Origin of the sequence: Arthrobacter sp. NPDC057259 (genome assembly GCF_042668995.1) — a bacterium.
Taxonomy (GTDB): domain Bacteria; phylum Actinomycetota; class Actinomycetes; order Actinomycetales; family Micrococcaceae; genus Arthrobacter.
Window position 1 is genome coordinate 1 of record NZ_JBHUYA010000010.1, and the last position, 16,563, is coordinate 16,563.

Here is a 16,563-nt window from a genome sequence, read left to right on the forward strand (position 1 = left end):
GCGGCCTCCGCGTGCGGTACCCGGCCGGAGGAGATGCTCTTGGTCGCGGTCCATCCCTGGGACATTCACGGCGCGGCCCGCGCGGGCCTGGCCACCGCCTGGATCAACAGGACAGGGGGGACGTACCCGGCCTATTTCCAGACACCGGATCACACCGTGTCCTCCCTTGCTGATCTGGTCCCGGCCCTGGCCGAAGGAAACTGAGTCCCGACATGGCTGTTCGGTTGAGTTCGGAAATGCGGGCCCTTGCTCACCAACTGCGGTACGAGCCAACACCGCGCAGGATCAGGGCGGACGCCGGCGGCCGGGCCATCGTGGATTCCCGGGATGCTTTTCTCGTCTTTGAGCCGCGGAAGCTGACCCCCGTCTTCGCGGTCCCGGAACAGGACATCGCCGCAGACCTCCAGCCCTCTCCCAATGACAAGGCACGGGCCGGGCAGCGTTCGCATTTCGCCGCCCACACAGCCCAGGGCCAGGCACTGACCCTGAGGAGCGGGGGCCTGGAACTGCCGGACGCCGGGTTCCGGCTCACTGACGCAGGCCTGGCCGGTCATATCCTGCTGGATTTCGACGCCTTTGACCGCTGGCGGGAGGAAGACCAGGTGATCGAAGGCCATCCGCGGGACCCCTTCCATCGGGTCGACGCACGTGCCTCCTCGCGCCGGGTCAGGGTGGCCTACGGGACAACGGTCCTGGCCGAGAGCGCCCGGCCGGTGATTCTCTACGAGACGATGCTACCGGTGCGGACCTACCTGCGGCGGGCGGACGTCAACTTCAGGGTCCTCGAACGCTCCTCACACAGCACCATCTGTCCCTATAAGGGCACGGCATCGTACTGGTCACTCACCGGCGCTGGATCTAAGGGCGAAAATATCGTCTGGAGCTACGAAAATCCCCTCCCGGACGCAACCCAACTCACGGGCCTGATCGGCTTCTATGACGAACAGACCACCATTGACGTCGAAGGAAAAACCCATGCGTGAAGAACAACTATTGTCCAAGGCAGTAGATGTCAGGGACCGCGTTGTCCAGGCAACGGGCAGGACGGGTCGAGGCCACGAGGGAAGAAGGTGTGATCAGGAGCAGGCACGAGATGTTGCCGCAGTGTGAGGGAGGGAAGGACATCCCGGCTTTGCCCGGCTGTGATGCCGGGGCTGCGGGCAGAATCGGGTTCGTACTTCGGGAACTTGGGCACCTCCTGGCGCGCTGGCAGGACCGCAAACCGGCCAGCTACCCGGGCGTGAGGGACCGAGAGGGAACGCGCTGAGATGCTTTTGCAGACGGCGGGGCAGAGCGTCCTGGAGGCATTTTTCATGTTCTGGGCCACTTTGTGGGCCCTGATTTTCGGATTCACGTTGTCCGGGGCCGTGCAGGCGTTCGTGTCCCGGCACGAGATGCAGAAAGCCATGGGTGACCACCGAGCCGCGACGGTGGTGCGCACCGGGTTCCTCGGTGCGGCGTCTTCGAGCTGTTCCTACGCGGCCACCGCCTTGGCAAAATCTCTGTTCCAGCGTGGCGCGGACTTTACTACCGCGATGGTCTTCATGGTCGCCTCCACGAACCTGGTAGTTGAACTCGGCATCGTTTTGTGGCTGTTGATCGGCTGGCAGTTCGCGTTGGCCGAATTTGTGGGCGGGGCGATCATGATTGCCCTGTTCGTCCTGATCGCGCCACGCGTTTTCCCCGCCGCCGAACTCGCCCAGGCCAGGGAACGACTGAACGCCCGCGCTTCCGTCAAGGGACGTGCCGCGGGATCTGACGAGGGCGAGTGGCACGGGGTGAGCCTGTGGCAGCGGTTGCGGTCGAAGGCAGGGTGGGCGGATGCGGCCGGTTACGCTGTCTCGGACGTGAGCATGCTCCGCCGCGAGCTGCTCATCGGCTACCTGGTCGCCGGGATTCTGGCTGTCGCCGTGCCCGCTTCGGCCTACAGCGTCGTGTTCTTCTCCGGCCATGGGTTCTGGACGGATTTGGAAAACGTCATCGTGGGCCCGTTCGTGGCGTTCATTAGCTTCGTCTGCTCGATCGGGAACGTTCCCTTGGCCGCGGCCCTGTTCAAGGGCGGCCTGAGTTTCGGCGGTACCGTCGCGTTTGTGTTCGCGGACCTCATCGCCCTGCCGCTGGTCATCATTTACGGCAAGTTCTACGGGCGCCGGATCGCCGCCCGGATCTTTTTCGCGTTCTGGGCGGTCATGAGCGTTTCCGGGCTGATCGTGGACCTGCTGTTCCGTGCCCTGGGCATCCCCGCCCCGGACCGCCCGACAGAGATCGCCCGCACCTCCTTCGAGTGGAACTACACCACGTGGTTGAACATCATCGCCATCGCCGTCGGCGCCGTCGTGTACTGGCTGTACCGGAACAGGGAACGCTTCGGCGGGATGGAGAAATACGCCAAGGACCCGGTGTGCGGGATGCAGGTGGAACGCGCACACGCCCCGGCCATCCATACCCACGCGGGAGCACCTATTACTTCTGCTCGGACCGGTGTCACGAAAAATTCGTCAACGATCCCGGAAAATACATCAACCAGTCGGCTGCCGAGCCCATGCCACCGGGCACCAGTGCTTCGGAGCCGAAGGCAAACCGTGGCGAAGAGTCCCCTGGCATACCGCAAGAAGATACCGGTTTGGCGGCCGGCACCGGGACGGACCCGGTGTGCGGTATGAGCGTCGATACAGCCAGCCCGGGCGCAGCCCATGTTCACCACGGCAGAACCTACTACTTCTGCTCAGAAGGCTGCCGGGATACCTTCGCCGCTGACCCAGCCCGATACTCACATGTCTGATGCGCCTTAAGCGCCCGCCTGCAGTGGGTTGGTTCGCCGAACCTCAGCTGCTGCCGAGGTTCTTTTCCTTGAGCCAGGCCGCTGCCGCGTCCCGCGGGCTTTGTTTGGCATCCCCGGAGACTTTTTTGTTCAGTTGCACCAGGTCGTCCGTGGCGAGGACCCGCGATACTTTGTTGAGGATGTCCTTGGCTTTGCTGCCCACCCTGTCGCTGCGGATCAGAGGCAAAACCTCCTGGGCCGCGAAGTTGTTCTTGGGATCTTCAAGGGCAATAAGGTTGTTGTCGACAATCAGCGGCGACGTGCTGAAGATGTCCGCCGCCTGGATTTTGTCATCCAGCAGCGCCCGGAGGGTCACGGGGCCGCCGCCGTCGTTGAAGGGGACAAACTCCTTCGGGACGCACCCGTAGTTCGCCTTAAGTCCGGGCAAGCCCTGGGGCCTTTCCTGCGCCTCGGGCGGCATCCCCAGCGCAATCCGGTCGCAAACCTTCCCCAGGTCCTCGAGGGTTTTCAGCCCGTACTTGGCGGCGGTTTGTGCTGTGATGACGATGGAGTCTTTGTCCTCAGCAGCGGCCGGTTCGAGCACAGCCAGCCCGGACGGAAGCCTGCCCGGCAGTTCTTTCATCACGTCCGCCGCGCTGGTTGCCGTGGCGCTCTTGTCCACCTACCGCAGCAGGTTGCCGCTGTAGTCGGGGACCAGGTCGATTGAACCGTCCTGCACGGCCCTGACGTAGACCTCCCGGGATCCGATTTGCGGTTTGGTCTGGGCGGGGACGCCTCCTGCATTGAGGGCACCGGCATAAATTTCAGCCAGTGTCTCACTTTCGGGAAAGTTTGCTGACCCCACGAGCAGCGGCCCTGCGGCTGTCGCCGCGCCTGTCCCGGATTTGTCTTGCAGAGGGTTTGATGGTGAGCTGCAGGCGGACACGCCCAGAACGAGCAGGAAACCGGTCATTATGCTGGCCGGCCGGATAAAAGAGTTCCACATAAGTCTTCCTCGAGGGTAGGTCCTGGATGACCGGGCTGTAGCTGCAAAGGATGCCGGCAAGAGGTCAGACGGGAGCAGCCGCCGGTTCCCCCGAGGCCCCGGCAGCATGCGGGGACACCCGTGGGAACGGCGTGGCGCTAGGAGTTCAGCGGCGGTGCAGCGGGAACGTCCAGCTCTGTCCCGGCGTAATGGTTGAAGTAGTTCGTGAAGAGGTTCGCGGCGATATGTGCGAATGCCTCGGCGAGCTCTTCATCGGTCCATCCGGCGTCCAGTGCTGCCTGCCACACCGGCTCGGAGACGTTCCCGGTCCGGGCCGCCGCTTCGCGTGCCACCTCGGTGATGGCGGCGAGTTTGGGGTCGAAGTCCACTTCACCGGCGCGGATCGCGATGATTTGTTCTTCGCTGAGCCCGGCTTTGCGGCCCGACAGCGTGTGCGCGCCCTGGCAGTAGTCGCAGTCATTCTGGTTGCCGACGGCCAGGGCGATCGCTTCCTTGGTCCGTGCATCGAAGGTTCCGTGGGCTGCTATGGCCTGGGAGATGCCGTTGTAGGCCGCGATGACAACCGGGGAATGGGCCATTCCGGCGTGGATGTTCAGCAGCTTTCCCATCCGCTTTTCCATGGTGGCCGCCAGGTCTTTGGACCCGCGGGGAGCGGTATCGAGGGTGTGTGCGGGAATGCGGGGCATGTGTGGCTCCTTTTGATGTCTTCTGTCGTGCGTCGGGTCGATAAGGGCTGTCCTCTTCCGGGGTTGGAGGTCCCCGGATACCGGAACGTGCGCGACCGGTGGCGTGGCTGCAGGTCACGGGCCGCTGCTTACTGCCGCCGAGCGCAGGGCTGCCGGCTTCTGGATGGTGATGCGGCCGCGGCCCTGGCGGATGATTCCTTTGCCTGCAAAGTCTGCCAACGCCTTGCTGGTAGCTTCCCGGGTTGCGCCCAGAAGACCGGCGATCTGTTCGTGCGTGAGGCGGATGGCTTTGCCCTGGCCAAAGCGGCCGCTCGGCGCGGCAGCATCGAGGCTGATCAACAGAGAAGCGGTGCGGGCCAACAGTGGCCGCAATGCGAGGTCTGTGAGGCGTTCCTCCAGCCGGGCTACCTGTTCCCCGAGCAGCCGGGAAATGCGGATGGCGATGCGCGGGTCAGAGATCAGGTACCGCTCCACGTCCTCGACGCCGAGCTGGCAAATGGCGGAGTCCTCGATGGCCTCGGCGTAGTTGTCATACATGCGCTGGCCCACGAGCAGCATTTCCCCGAACACTGCCCCGGGTTCGAGGATCGCCATGGTGAGGGCCTTACCGTCCTCGGTGACACGGAAAATCCGGACCCGGCCCGATTTGAGGATAAACAGGGCGGTGACGGGCTGCGACTGGCTAAAGACAAGTTCCCCCCGGCGGAACATCCGCGCGGGCGCCATCATGTCCATCGCGCGCATCTCCTCAGCGCTCAGGTCCGCGAAGAGATCCACCTCGTTGAGACAGGTGAACGGATCATCGGGCCCCGAGGTGAGAGGGTATGGTTCACGTTGGCCCGGAGACCAGGGCCGGGGGCCACCGACGGCGGCCTCCAGCCCCTCTTCCCATCTATCGCTCATCGGCGCTCTTCAGGACCCGGACAGCGACCACGGCAAGGATGATGCCGTAGATCAGGTGGCCGATGAGAGACCATCCGGCCGTCGCGTTCACCATGAAGAGCGGCATGCCGAGCATCATGGGCATGATCAGCAGGGGGCCAAGAACCCACCAAAGCGCCCCGTACGCCATTCCGACCAGCGCTCCCCTCTTATAGGTCTTCAGAAGCCAGGCGAACGGCACTGTCAGGCCCAACCCGATCAGGATGGAGATCACCATGTGGATTCCGAAGCCCACCACGGGCGAGTTCGAACCGACCATGGAGGCGATCATCGGAAGCATACCCATCATGGCCATCAGCACGCCGAAGACCAGGCCACCGGCGATACCGCCGATGACACCTGCGCTGATGCGCCTGGCAAGATGATGCGTGAGGGCGTGTGGCTGGTGTGCCACGGGAGATGTAGCGGACATCGTCGTGCTGCCTTTCGTTGAAGCGGAACTGCTTACCTTCGAAAGATAGGCCTGGAGCAATGGGCTGCTCTGTAAACGTGAACACATAACGGGGCGGGTTAAGACGAGGTGCCTGGAAGGGCAGCCCGGCCCTGATCGGGAGGCCGGGCATCAGGTGTCAGCCCGCCTTTTCCATGACGTGCCCACAGCAGCATCTGGGATTGCTGTCGCCCCCGTGCCCAGGGGCCGCACCCTTGGTAACGGTAATTTCGCAGCCACAGTCCCGATCCGGGCAACGGTAAACCTCACCTTCCTGCAATGCCATGACCAGCTCCTTTCCTCAAGTAATGATCGCCGGTAAATTCACGCTAAAACCTTCCAGTCAGGGGAAGTCAAGGGTGTACGGGGGGCTCTCCGTGTCCGCGAGGGGTCAGTGGAAGGAGTTTGCGCAGGCCGGCGTTCTCGGCAGGGTCAAGCACTGAGTGCTGCACGCACGCGGGAACGAGCTGGCCGGTGTCGGGATGGCTCATCGTGTACATGCAGGCGCCCAGCCGTTCCTGGACCTCCCGGGTTTTCGGGTCCTCACTAACCACGCCCTTCTCCATCAGCTGCCAGGCCGGTGCGACGTCGGCCGCGTCCATGAAGTTGTGCACGACGAAGGTCCGGAAGGAAAGTTGGCCGGCGCGGGCGGCGGCGAAGATATGGCGCAGGCCGCCGGCGCGTCGGGCCAGGCGCTGCCCGAAGCGCAGGACCACGGGGACCTCACCCGGGTGGGCGATCAGGGCCCTGATGATCTTGGCGGCAACAATCCAGTGGGGTGTTCCGCCGAAGTACATGCCGCCAAAATGGGCCAGCAGCCGGTCCCGGGCATCAATATCGTCCGGGTCGTCCGGGTCAATCAGGGGCGCGAGAGTCCCGCCGGCCCGCAGGACCACGGCGGTCCGGTTGCAACGTATGTCCCCGAACTGGGTGCCCTGCCACGGAATCCGCTGCCCGGCACCTTGCTCGATCCGGTCCCAGACTGCATCAATGGTGACGTTGGCGAAGTCCTTGCCCCATCTCCTGTCATCGCCCATATAGGCGGCGGGCTGGAAGGAGAGCATGTCGAACGGCATCCCCAGAACAGAGCCGGTGACACCGGGGACCTGGTCGATGTTCGCTGGGGTGACGGTCATATTGTGGGCGATGTAGGAGCCGACGCCGTGGTCCTTCCGGAGAGCCGTGAACATGGCGGCGAATCCCTCCCGGTACGGATCCAGCTCCGACTCGCTCCGCGGCCGGGGCACTCCCCTGCGCCCGCGCATGAGCGAGTCAAAATGGGCGGCGAACGATACTTTCCGGAACCGCGGCTGTCCGTTCCCGTCCAGGGCGACGTCGAGGAGGTACTGGTAGTCGAAGTCCCCGTGGGTCATGGACATCGGTTCGCGCCCGGCTGCGCGCACGGCAAGAAGCGCTGCCGCGTGGTCCTGGGCCGGGAGCAGGCTCACTTCCCCGCCGATCAGCTGGGCGTGCGCGCGGGGTCCGCGCAGGCGGCGGAGGAGTGCCATCTGCTCGGTCACCGCGTTGACGGTGTGGCCGCCGTCGATCCTTACCTTGTTCGCATCTGCTGAGTGGTAGCACGGCGTACAGGTCAGGTTGCATTTGGGGAAGACGCCGTGGGTTCCTTCGCAGCCCACCGCGGTCCTGCCCAGCAGCTGGGCAGGGGTTTTGACGTGCCCGGGCAGCTCGGCCCACCGCCGGTCCAGCGCGGCGCGGCTCTCCGGATGAACCGGCCTGGTCACCCGTTCAAGGTGGCTTAAAAAGGCCGCAAATGAGCGCATACCGGCAACCCTACGGTGCGCGTCTGCCGTGTTAAGTAATCTCGCGCACAGAGCCGGGCGCTGGAAGCGGCCAGAATGGGTCTTTGTGAAGAGCTCCTGCACGGATCTGCAAATGTCCTGCCCGCGCGGAAGACCGGATGACCTGGGGGCAGTCATCTTCAACAGCCTGCCAGGGGTGCGCAGTGATGTCTGCACCACCCAGGGCACACGCCGCCCGCGCCAAGGGCGTGAGCAGCCGGGCCCACCCCTCCGGATCCTTCATGTCGACTACCGCCACCCGCGCCTCAGCCCGTACCAGTGCCTTGAGGTTCGCCCAGGCCCGCCGCCACTCGGGCATCAGCGACAGCGAATAGGTAGCCAACGCGGCATCGGACTCCGGGGATCCGCCCTGTTCCTCGATGGCCGTCCGGATCGCGGCCGGGTCCAGGAGGACGGCGTCGGCCTCAACGAGGATCACGTTCCTCCAGCCAGCCCTGGCGGCGCGCCGGCGGCACTGTTCAAGCATCCGGGCGCTGCGGTCGATCCCGACGATCGTTCCTGCAGGACCTATCAGCTCCTGAAGCAGGGGAAAGTTGAGACCGGTTCCGCAGCCCAAATCCAGGACCTGCTCCCCCGGCCGTGGCCCCAGCGCTTCAATTCCCCGGTCCCGTCCGGCCCGATACACCGGGTACTCGCCGGAGAGCGCGTCGTAAAACGGTGCGAATGCTGTGTACTTGTCAGGAATATCTCTCTCCCTTGAACCAGGTCCCACCCCGGACCAGCAAAACATCCCGGACTCCCGGAATCCTGCGTGGCAGCAGGCAGGTATCAACCGTAAGGAACTTCATCATGGCACCCACCGACGGAATCATTGACCTCCTCGTCCTTGGCGGAGGGACGGCGGGAATCATCGGTGCGAAGACGGCAGCAGGTTTCGGCGCCCGCGTTGTCCTGGTGGAACAGGAACGTACCGGCGGGGACTGTCTCTGGACCGGTTGCGTCCCTTCCAAGACGCTCCTCTCCGCGGCCGCGCAGGCAAGAAGCCGGCGCCCGGCTGGCGGTGGGAACCCCGACTTCTCTGCAATCCGGGAACGCATCGCCGCGGCCATCCGGGCCATCGAGCCCGCGGACAGTCCCGAAGCCCTGGAAGAGGCCGGGGTTGAAGTCCTCTCCGGACACGTGTCCTTCACCGGCCCGGGAACGGCCGTCCTGAACGGGGAAGTACTCCGGTTCCGGCAGGCCCTGATAGCCACCGGCGCTGAACCCTCCAAACCCCGATTCACCGGGCTGGACCCCGCCCGGACGGTCACGTCCGAAACGGTGTGGGACCTCACCGCCCTGCCCGGCAGGCTTGCCATCCTGGGCGGCGGCCCGATCGCCTGCGAATTGGGCCAGGCCTTCGCCCGGCTCGGCGCCGACGTCACCATGATCGTCCGCTCCCGCATCCTGGCCAAGGAGACGCCGGAAGGGGTGGACATCATCCGCGAGAGCCTCAAGGCAGACGGCGTGACTATTTTGGAAAATTCCAGCATCAGCCATGCCACCAGCCCCGCTCAGGGGCACAGGCTGCATCTGGAAGACGGGACCACAGTGGACGCTGACACCGTGCTCCTGGCAGCCGGACGAACCCCCCGCACCACCGGCATCGGCCTTGAACACGTGGGCGTCCACCTCGACGACCGCGGGCATGTCCTCACCAATGAACGCATGCAGACCACCAATCCCCTGATCTGGGCGGCAGGAGATGTCACCACCCACCCGCAGTTCACCCACCTTGCCGGCGTCCACGCCAGCGTGGCAGCATCCAACGCCGTCTTGGGGCTCCGACGCCGGATCAGCCCCGCTGTCCCGCGCGTCACCTACACCTCACCGGAGATCGCCGCCGTGACAAGCGGCGGGTCCGGGCAACCGGTAACCTCCCGGACCGTGTGGGATTCCCACCTTGACCGGGCCGTCACCGAGGACAGGACCGAGGGCTTCACCGAGCTTCTGGTGGGCCGCGGCGGCCGCGTTATGGGCGGCACCATCGTGGGTCCCCGGGCGGGGGAATCCCTGGCCGAACTGTCCCTGGCCGTGCACAAGAAACTCACCACGTCCGATATTGCCGGCGCCACCCACGCCTACCCAACATACTCTGACGGGGTCTGGAACGCCGCAGTCCTCGATGTCCGCGAACGCCTCCGGTCCCCGCTGCGCCGCACCGCCATCAAGGCGCTGGCGACACTCCGGCGCCTGGCCCTTGACGCCCGCCGGATCAACTCAAAGCCCGGTAACCGGCCACAATCCGATGTCCGGCACTGACCCCCACCGCCAGGGCCCAGACGGCGGCAATAAACCAGGCGAAGTCCGGGAGGACCAGCCACAGGCTGTGCACCACCACGGTCTCCGCTCCCTCTGCCAGTCCACCAAGAAACGACAGAGACCGTCCGTCATCAATGCGGCGCCCGGTCTTCTCCGCAATGGAAGAGAAGGCCAGAAACACCGCACCATTGATGTAGTAGGTGAAAAGGACCAGCAGGAAGGGCAGCCACGGGGCGCCGAAAGCCGCCGTGGCACCCATCCCCACGCCGACCACCGTGGCGCCATACACAACGAAGTCCGCGCTGATGTCCCAAAAGCCGCCCCGGCCCGGATCTTCCTCCCCTGACCGGCGCCGCCGGAGGCGAGCCAGGGGGCCGTCCAGGCCGTCAGCGGCCCGGCACAGCAGCCAGGCAGCCAGCGAGGGCATCCACCACTGGGCCGCGGCAAGCCCGGCACTGCCCAGGCCCAACAACAGGTTCAGCCCGGTCAGCCGATCCGGTGTAATCCAGCGCCGGTCAAGGACCGCGGCCATCCGGCCCAGCACCGGTCCCGTCCGTGCCCTCAGTGCAGCGTCAAACACGTTCCGCCCCTTTGCGGCGCTTCCGCACAGCCACGACCAGCCCGGCAAGGGTCAACAGGCCAAGCACGGCCAAAGCCGCCTGTACCTGCCAGCCAAACCGCAGCCCGAAAGCCCCCAGCGTCACATAACTGACCGTGCCGGGCAGGATGCCCAACGCCGTACCCAGCAAATAATGCCACCAGCCAACAGACGTGGCCCCGGCCAGGTAATTGATCGCCGTGAACGGCAGCACCGGAACCAGCCTCACACCAACCACTGCAACAAACCCCCGCCGCCCCAACACCTCATCCAGCTTCCCCGCCCTGGCGCCCGTGTAATTCTCCACAGCCTCCCGACCCAACCAGCGACCCAACCAGAACGCGGCCGATGCACCCAGCAGCGCTGCCGCCACCACCAGACCTACTCCCCCGACAAAGCCAAAGACCACGCCCGCGCCGATCGTCAGCACGCTCTTGGGCACCGGTGTAAGAGTCAGCGCCGCATAACCAAGGATGAAAACCGCCGGACCCCAGCTGGTCCCCGTGAAGTACCACCGCACCTCCTCCACAGTCGGGACAGGGAACAGCAGCGCGGCCACAGCAGCAGCTGCGACAAACAAAACCAACACCATCAGACGTACCCAAGCACGGCGGTGGCCCGTCATGCCGCCACTATTCTGATTCCCGCATCGTCGCTCCTCATGAGGTGGAAAGCGTCAGCCAACGCCTACCGAATCAAGCTAAGCCCGGCTAACGTGCTGGTCTGTAATCTTTCGCACAGAACCCCCTGACCCTCTCGCCCGGAGTTGATATACACGACGCAGCACCTTCCTATTCTGTACGTGCCAAACGTAACTAACCCGCCGCCGCTGCTCTGACCTGCAGAAATGGAGGTAAAGGGTAGATAATTCGCCTGGGAACCAATTCCACGCTGCGGACTTTCACGCTTCGGCGCGATCCCCTGGCAACCCAATGGCTCCTTGAGAGCATCAGCGACTAGATAAGAGCCCGTCGTGCCAGCTCACCCCATTCCTGCACAAGCTTGGGACAACATCCGGGCTGAGTTCACCCTGCCCGCGCTCGATCAGGTCCGTCGCCGGCTCTCCGAGCTGACGGAAGACCCCGAACCCGTCATGCGTCAGCTCGTGCGGGTCTTCATCGGCGAAGGGACGTACTGCCCGGGCTGTCAATTCCTCCCGGGAGGGCAGCTCCAGCCCGTCGTAACAGCGTTGTTCCAGCGGGCCATGGAGCTGAAGATTCCACACAACTACTTCACGCTCTGGATGGCCACGCCCTCCCGGGCACTAGGCGGGACCCGTCACGTCGACCAGCTGGAGAAGGACCCCGCTCCCCTGCTCCGGGCGCTGGAATCCCACCGCTGGTACTAGATGACCGCCCTTGACGGGGCCGGCGGCGGGCGTAGCGTTGTCTAGACGGTCTCTGTTAGGACGGCACCCATCCTGCTCTTTACTGCTGGTGACGAATCACTTGTTGTGAGCCCGGCCGAAGGCTCATGGCTGAGTCCCGTTGGTCGAGGGCGGAGATTGAATCAACCCGGCGGTGCGTTGTCTTTCATGCCATAAGGCCTGCCATACGTCAGGCGTGAAATCTAATTGGAACACAAGTAGTCCTAAAGATTTACTTCCTGGCGTGCGTTCAAACTCCCAAACACGCCATTAGGCCAGCCAAACCTTTTGCGAAGATTTACACGTTATGAATCGCATGAACCCTTGCTTATCTAGTCATGGTGTTTACAACCATCCCCCAAACCGACAAACACGTAGATTTCAAAGCCTTGCAGGCCACAGGATCTACGGTTGGGCACCCAACCCGTGTCAATACCGGAGATCGAACGAGCACTCGCGTAGCTTTGACGGTAGGAACATCCGCCTTCCAGCACGTAGGAGAACAGCCGGCCGATGGCACGATCACTGCAAGCCTCAGTACCAGCGAAGTATCGGGAAACGCGGGCAATCGACCGCGTGATATCTCTGGCGAACGGTAAAGGGGGAGTGGGTAAGACAACCACCGCGGCCAACGTAGGCGGATATGTAGCCTTGGCCGGTTCCCGGGTTCTAATGGTCGACCTCGACCCCCAGGGCGACCTCGCTCGGGATCTCGGCTATGAACGGCAGAGCGGACGCGAGCTATTCCATGCACTCGTGGCCGGGACAGCACCAATGATTCTCCGCGACGTGAGGGAGAACCTGGACGTCATTCCCGGTGGGCAGGACCTCGAGGACATTCAGGGCCTTATGGTTTCGAGGAGCAACCGATCCGATGCTGGCGACTTCGGGGACATGCTTTACACCGTGCTCGCACCTCTGGCAGACGACTACGACCTCATCTTGATCGACACGCCGCCAGGGGAACGCATTCTTGTTGAGGGTGCCTTCGCTATTTCGAGCGCCGTTGTGATTCCTACGCGTTCAGATGATGCCAGCATCGACGGTGTTGAACGCATCGCGCGTCGCTTCATGGCCGTCAGGGACCGGAATCCGAACCTGCAATTGGCCGGCATAGTTCTATTCGGCGTTGGGCCCCGTTCTCTGCGGCTGGAGCGCAGCGTGAGAGAGACGCTCGAGGAAATGCTTGGCACCGTTGCTCCGGTCTTCGAGACACGAATCCGGAACTTGGAGAGCGCCAGTGCAGACGCGCGTCGGAAGGGCTTACTGTTCCACGAGCTTGAGGGTGCAGTTACGGACGCCCAGAAAATTCGGTTGAAAGCCCTCAGAGCCGGAGAAAAGCCGGCCGACGGGTTCTTCTCCCGCAACGCCGGAGGACTGGCCGAAGAGTACGAGCAGCTGACCGGGGAGATCCTGGCTCGTCTCAACGACATCGAAAGCGGTAACCAGTCATGAGCGGTCGGCCAAACCTTTCCGGTGCATTCGCTCCAGCGGCGGTTCCAGTCCGGGGCGCAGCTTTGCAGGGCTTACTGGCCCCGAAGCGGCGCAGTCAAACTACTGAACAGGTCAATCAAGCCGTGAAGCCTGAACGACGGGAGGAAGCGCCGTCGCCGAAATCCGGCCGGGTTCTTTCAACACCCGCGGCGGACCCAGACTCCGATGGTATTGACACACTCGAACTGACATCTAGGCAAGATGAGAGTGTTAAGCCTGAGGCCGAACAAGTGTCTGCCGGTCCTCAAACAAGTCCATCAGCCGGCAGACAAAGGACGGAGTCCACAAAGACTGCATCCCAAGGTAAAAAGGCATCCGAAACGGTTCCAGGAGTGCTTCGTAACGTCGGAGTTTACCTACCGCCAGCCTTGCTAGCTGTTGTTAAGGATGCCGTACACCAGGCACGGACGACGTACGCGGACCTGCTCATCGATGCATTCGAGGCATTGGATGAAGAAGCGCTTTCGAACGAGTTCGCTGTCGAAACAGTGATGTCGAGCTCTGGCATGCCGCGACGCGCGCCTCGAAAGAGGGGAGAGGCCGGTATTCAGATTCAGCTTCGGCTCGACGGGCTCCAAGTGGCCTGGCTTGATGAGAAGGTCGTAGAAATGGGGGCCCCGTCGCGCAGCGCCCTTGTATCGGCAGCTCTCAAGCTCCACGTGCATGGGAATCTCGCCAAAGAATAAAAAGCACGTCTCACGGATCCCCTCTATTCACCTCCTATAGGTCCTATGGCATGGGTTATGGCACGAGATCGCGGACTGCGATGCTCCTTGAGCGGACAAGGGGCTTGAGCCACGGCTCTTCCGTCTACGCGCCTAACTAGCTCTGCCAAAGGCGATATCCGGCAGTGACCACTCGTCCGGCGGCCCTTCAAATTCGTGCCAGGGGTAATCCTCACCCGGGGAGAGGAGCTCGGCGACGGTATTCACGTGCTTGGCCAACCATTCGCGCCAGATAACTCGGTCCTGGCGGTACCGCTGGAGCTGCGCGGCGACGGCTTCGAGCACCCCGAACTGTTCTGCGAGCTGCCTCAGCGAAGTCGCTGTCACGATCGACCAGAACCTGCCGGCGTCTCTTGACAGCAGGTTCCAGGCGGCAAGGATCTCGAGTGCTTCGTTCACTGCAGACCTGGAAAGCCGTGTGACCCGCACGATCTCGGTAGTGGACATGGCGGGGGAGTGCTCGAGGGCCTCGTAGACGAACGCGGCCGGTAGACCCAATTCCCTGAAGACCGGGCGGAGGGCGTGGATCTTTCCCTTCTGCCAGGAGGCGTCCTCCGCGGCGGCTCTCAGCCCTTCGGGAACGGTCAGCATGTACAGGTCGCCCTTTGTACCTCGTGCTTCCTCAACGAGAGTGATTAGGGGCTCCCTTTCGCTGCGCAGCGCCTTCAGGTGGAGCGCGACCGTGGTGTGATCGAGGCCGGTCGCCACGGCAATGGACCGGACTCCGAACTCGATAAACCGCGAAGACGTCTTGTGGGCAGCCTCACCCAAGGATCTGAGCACCATCCTGCGAGCCAGTCCTGTCCTTGATTCCTGGTAGGTCACCTCCCTTATGCGAAGCGCATTCCGCCAGGTCCGGATGAACCGATGCTCAGCATCGGGGTTTGAAGTTAGGGCGCTTCCCTTTAGTGGTGGGGGCTGTGTAGTTGGCTGGCTTGTGGGGGATCTACGGACATTGTTGTTGGCTTCGTTACCGGCGTTCTTTTGGAGGTGAGCAACGGCGTTGGTCCAGTCGCGGCGGAGCGCAGGCATGCGGTGTTTGGAGGCGTACCGGGCGTAGAAGGATGCGAGTCCGGGCCAGGTCCCTTGCATCATGCGGCGTTCGACGTCGACTAGCTGGAGGCCAGCGGCCGCGGCGCCGGTGAGGATCGCCTGGCGGGCGTCCGAGTCGGAAGCGTACCGGTTGGTGTCGTAGAGGCCGGTCTGTGCCATGAGCTGCATGGGGCGCGACATCCGACCAACGGAGGCGCCCACGGCGGGCGCGTCTGCACTCTTGTCGGCCATTGAGTCGAAGACCCCTTCGAGGCGAAGGGCCCGCACGGCGTTGATCTCCCCCTTCAGGTCGGCGTTCATGGTGGCCCAGACGGCCGGTGAATTGGGCCGGCGGGCGACGTCGTATGCCATGGACAGGCTCATCGCGAGTTCCTGGTGGCCGCCTCGCTTGTGCGGGGAGCCGGGAGTTCTCATGCAGCCGTGGAGGAGGTTCTGATGTGGGGTCTTGTCCAGGGTCCGGTACCGGGCGCCCAGTGCCTCGACAAGATCACGCGCTTCAGAGAAAGTGACCCGCTGAGCGAGCGGTATGTAGACGTGACGGCCACCGTTGGGGGAGTAGTCCTCGATCCAGCGTGCGCCAACTGAGTGCAGCCAAGTTTGGACAGCCTGAACGTCCTTCAGGACCCCTTCAACGCCGGCCACAGAGGTGTCGAAATCGAGGAAAATGGCCGCGCAAGTGCCGTCTTTGCCGAAAATTCGAACCGCAGCTGGAAGCGTCGGGAGATCTACAGTGAGGTTGCGCTCGTGCTTCTGCGGGTACGTCTTTCCGCCGTCCCTCGACAGACGGACTCGAGGCTGCCCCGCAAGCATCGGCGCGAGGGCAGCCCAAACCTCGGCGGGCGAATGTGACCCGGCACCGTTGCGCGACACGCCAATTGCGGATATGGCTGGCGGCGCACATGGGACTCCATGTACGATGAGAACAATCCTTTCGGGAGAGTTGTTGCGAGACAACGAAAGAGGCCGATCCTGGCAGATCGGTTTGCAGCACAAGTGAAGTCCTGTGAAGGTCTTCTATTCGATCTACGATCTGTTCGCCGGCAAGCTTCCCGGATCGTGGATCTTCAGCTTCGAAGGCCCGCCTAGTGCGGGCCTTCTTCTGTTATGACGCTATGCGGATGGGCAGTTCCTCCTGGTGTGCGAAGTGATCCAGCAAGGCCAGATCTTCTCGCAGGGAACGGTCTACGGCGGAGGAAACGTAGTCAGTGACAGTCATGCCCTTGGCGGCAGCGATCATCTGAACGTCCTCCGCAGTCTTAGCCTGCGTGCGGAAGCCAATGTATTTGCGGAGTCCCTTGCTGGGCCGGCCGCCTCCACGATTGATTACTGCGCTCATGGTCATGTCCTTTGAATCTCGCACGACTTGCGGTCGTGGCTGCTTCATCGCTGGTGCTACTGCTGTCGATCGCCCTATGTTTCTGTTTACAGCTATCAACTGAGT

Annotated in this window: 15 protein-coding genes and 2 pseudogenes; 7 read left to right on the forward strand and 10 right to left on the reverse strand. The window is 63.4% G+C overall.

Features of this window, described 5'->3' with window-relative positions:
- The 4 genes and pseudogenes from ACFUCU_RS15215 to ACFUCU_RS15230 all read left to right on the forward strand — a co-directional run.
- Nucleotides 1-204: pseudogene (locus tag ACFUCU_RS15215) on the forward strand (haloacid dehalogenase type II); the annotation flags it as partial.
- Between the two features lie 32 nt (nt 205-236).
- Complete coding sequence (locus tag ACFUCU_RS15220) at nt 237-983, forward strand: DUF427 domain-containing protein (protein WP_377973318.1); 747 nt, start codon at nt 237-239, stop codon at nt 981-983.
- Between the two features lie 291 nt (nt 984-1,274).
- A complete protein-coding gene (locus ACFUCU_RS15225) occupies nt 1,275-2,663 on the forward strand; it encodes a permease (protein ID WP_377973319.1) in 1,389 nt (462 codons plus the stop codon).
- Nucleotides 2,660-2,782 (forward strand): YHS domain-containing protein, encoded by a 123-nt coding sequence (locus tag ACFUCU_RS15230; protein WP_377973320.1) that lies wholly within the window; start codon nt 2,660-2,662, stop codon nt 2,780-2,782. The genes ACFUCU_RS15225 and ACFUCU_RS15230 overlap by 4 nt, the downstream gene beginning before the upstream one ends.
- 43 nt (nt 2,783-2,825) lie before the next feature.
- On the opposite strand, the pseudogene ACFUCU_RS15235 reads toward ACFUCU_RS15230, so the two are convergent.
- The 6 genes and pseudogenes from ACFUCU_RS15235 to ACFUCU_RS15260 all read right to left on the reverse strand — a co-directional run bounded on the left by ACFUCU_RS15235 (nt 2,826) and on the right by ACFUCU_RS15260 (nt 8,375).
- A pseudogene (locus ACFUCU_RS15235) lies at nt 2,826-3,767 on the reverse strand (ABC transporter substrate-binding protein).
- A 137-nt stretch (nt 3,768-3,904) separates the two neighbouring features.
- On the reverse strand, nt 3,905-4,453 hold the full coding sequence (locus tag ACFUCU_RS15240; protein ID WP_377973321.1) for a carboxymuconolactone decarboxylase family protein: 549 nt from the start codon (nt 4,451-4,453) through the stop codon (nt 3,905-3,907).
- 114 nt (nt 4,454-4,567) lie between these two features.
- A complete protein-coding gene (locus ACFUCU_RS15245; protein ID WP_377973322.1) occupies nt 4,568-5,356 on the reverse strand; it encodes a Crp/Fnr family transcriptional regulator in 789 nt (262 codons plus the stop codon).
- Nucleotides 5,346-5,789 carry a hypothetical protein gene (locus ACFUCU_RS15250; RefSeq protein WP_377973323.1) on the reverse strand — a complete coding sequence of 148 codons (444 nt, stop codon included), beginning with the start codon at nt 5,787-5,789 and terminating at the stop codon, nt 5,346-5,348. Before ACFUCU_RS15250 ends, ACFUCU_RS15245 begins: the two co-directional genes overlap by 11 nt.
- A 389-nt stretch (nt 5,790-6,178) precedes the next feature.
- Nucleotides 6,179-7,567 carry a hypothetical protein gene (locus ACFUCU_RS15255; RefSeq protein ID WP_377973324.1) on the reverse strand — a complete coding sequence of 463 codons (1,389 nt, stop codon included), beginning with the start codon at nt 7,565-7,567 and terminating at the stop codon, nt 6,179-6,181.
- A gap of 70 nt (nt 7,568-7,637) precedes the next feature.
- The gene (locus ACFUCU_RS15260) at nt 7,638-8,375 is read right to left on the reverse strand and encodes a class I SAM-dependent methyltransferase (protein WP_377973325.1); all 738 of its coding nucleotides are present in this window, start codon (nt 8,373-8,375) and stop codon (nt 7,638-7,640) included.
- Nucleotides 8,376-8,434: 59 nt separating this feature from the next.
- Between ACFUCU_RS15260 and ACFUCU_RS15265 the strand changes: the two genes are divergently transcribed.
- Entirely contained in the window at nt 8,435-9,886 is a 1,452-nt protein-coding gene (locus tag ACFUCU_RS15265) for a dihydrolipoyl dehydrogenase family protein (RefSeq protein WP_377973326.1), read from the forward strand.
- On the opposite strand, the gene ACFUCU_RS15270 is transcribed toward ACFUCU_RS15265, so the two are convergent.
- Nucleotides 9,840-10,466 carry a CDP-alcohol phosphatidyltransferase family protein gene (locus ACFUCU_RS15270; RefSeq protein ID WP_377973327.1) on the reverse strand — a complete coding sequence of 209 codons (627 nt, stop codon included), beginning with the start codon at nt 10,464-10,466 and terminating at the stop codon, nt 9,840-9,842. The genes ACFUCU_RS15265 and ACFUCU_RS15270 overlap by 47 nt on opposite strands.
- Entirely contained in the window at nt 10,459-11,109 is a 651-nt protein-coding gene (locus ACFUCU_RS15275; RefSeq protein WP_377973328.1) for a TVP38/TMEM64 family protein, read from the reverse strand. The genes ACFUCU_RS15270 and ACFUCU_RS15275 overlap by 8 nt, the downstream gene beginning before the upstream one ends.
- A gap of 348 nt (nt 11,110-11,457) precedes the next feature.
- On the opposite strand from ACFUCU_RS15275, the gene ACFUCU_RS15280 reads away from it, so the two are divergent.
- Nucleotides 11,458-11,832 (forward strand): hypothetical protein, encoded by a 375-nt coding sequence (locus tag ACFUCU_RS15280; RefSeq protein WP_377973329.1) that lies wholly within the window; start codon nt 11,458-11,460, stop codon nt 11,830-11,832.
- Between the two features lie 531 nt (nt 11,833-12,363).
- Entirely contained in the window at nt 12,364-13,305 is a 942-nt protein-coding gene (locus ACFUCU_RS15285) for a ParA family protein (protein ID WP_377973330.1), read from the forward strand.
- Between the two features lie 857 nt (nt 13,306-14,162).
- On the opposite strand, the gene ACFUCU_RS15290 is transcribed toward ACFUCU_RS15285, so the two are convergent.
- Both ACFUCU_RS15290 and ACFUCU_RS15295 read right to left on the reverse strand, forming a co-directional pair.
- The gene (locus ACFUCU_RS15290) at nt 14,163-15,932 is read right to left on the reverse strand and encodes a MarR family transcriptional regulator (RefSeq protein WP_377973331.1); all 1,770 of its coding nucleotides are present in this window, start codon (nt 15,930-15,932) and stop codon (nt 14,163-14,165) included.
- Nucleotides 15,933-16,224: 292 nt separating this feature from the next.
- Nucleotides 16,225-16,458, reverse strand: coding sequence for a hypothetical protein (locus ACFUCU_RS15295; RefSeq protein ID WP_011689691.1), 234 nt, complete (start codon nt 16,456-16,458; stop codon nt 16,225-16,227).
- Nucleotides 16,459-16,563: the final 105 nt, after the last annotated feature.

Excerpts from the sequence above, each read along its gene's own strand:
- ACFUCU_RS15245 (WP_377973322.1), bottom strand. The coding sequence starts at position 5,356 with ATGAGCGATAGATGGGAAGAGGGGCTGGAGGCCGCCGTCGGTGGCCCC.
- ACFUCU_RS15285 (WP_377973330.1), top strand. The coding sequence starts at position 12,364 with ATGGCACGATCACTGCAAGCCTCAGTACCAGCGAAGTATCGGGAAACG.
- ACFUCU_RS15220 (WP_377973318.1), top strand. The coding sequence starts at position 237 with ATGCGGGCCCTTGCTCACCAACTGCGGTACGAGCCAACACCGCGCAGG.
- ACFUCU_RS15275 (WP_377973328.1), bottom strand. The coding sequence starts at position 11,109 with ATGACGGGCCACCGCCGTGCTTGGGTACGTCTGATGGTGTTGGTTTTG.
- ACFUCU_RS15295 (WP_011689691.1), bottom strand. The coding sequence starts at position 16,458 with ATGAGCGCAGTAATCAATCGTGGAGGCGGCCGGCCCAGCAAGGGACTC.
- ACFUCU_RS15260 (WP_377973325.1), bottom strand. The coding sequence starts at position 8,375 with ATGTTTTGCTGGTCCGGGGTGGGACCTGGTTCAAGGGAGAGAGATATT.
- ACFUCU_RS15230 (WP_377973320.1), top strand. The coding sequence starts at position 2,660 with ATGAGCGTCGATACAGCCAGCCCGGGCGCAGCCCATGTTCACCACGGC.
- ACFUCU_RS15265 (WP_377973326.1), top strand. The coding sequence starts at position 8,435 with ATGGCACCCACCGACGGAATCATTGACCTCCTCGTCCTTGGCGGAGGG.
- ACFUCU_RS15240 (WP_377973321.1), bottom strand. The coding sequence starts at position 4,453 with ATGCCCCGCATTCCCGCACACACCCTCGATACCGCTCCCCGCGGGTCC.
- ACFUCU_RS15290 (WP_377973331.1), bottom strand. The coding sequence starts at position 15,932 with ATGCTTGCGGGGCAGCCTCGAGTCCGTCTGTCGAGGGACGGCGGAAAG.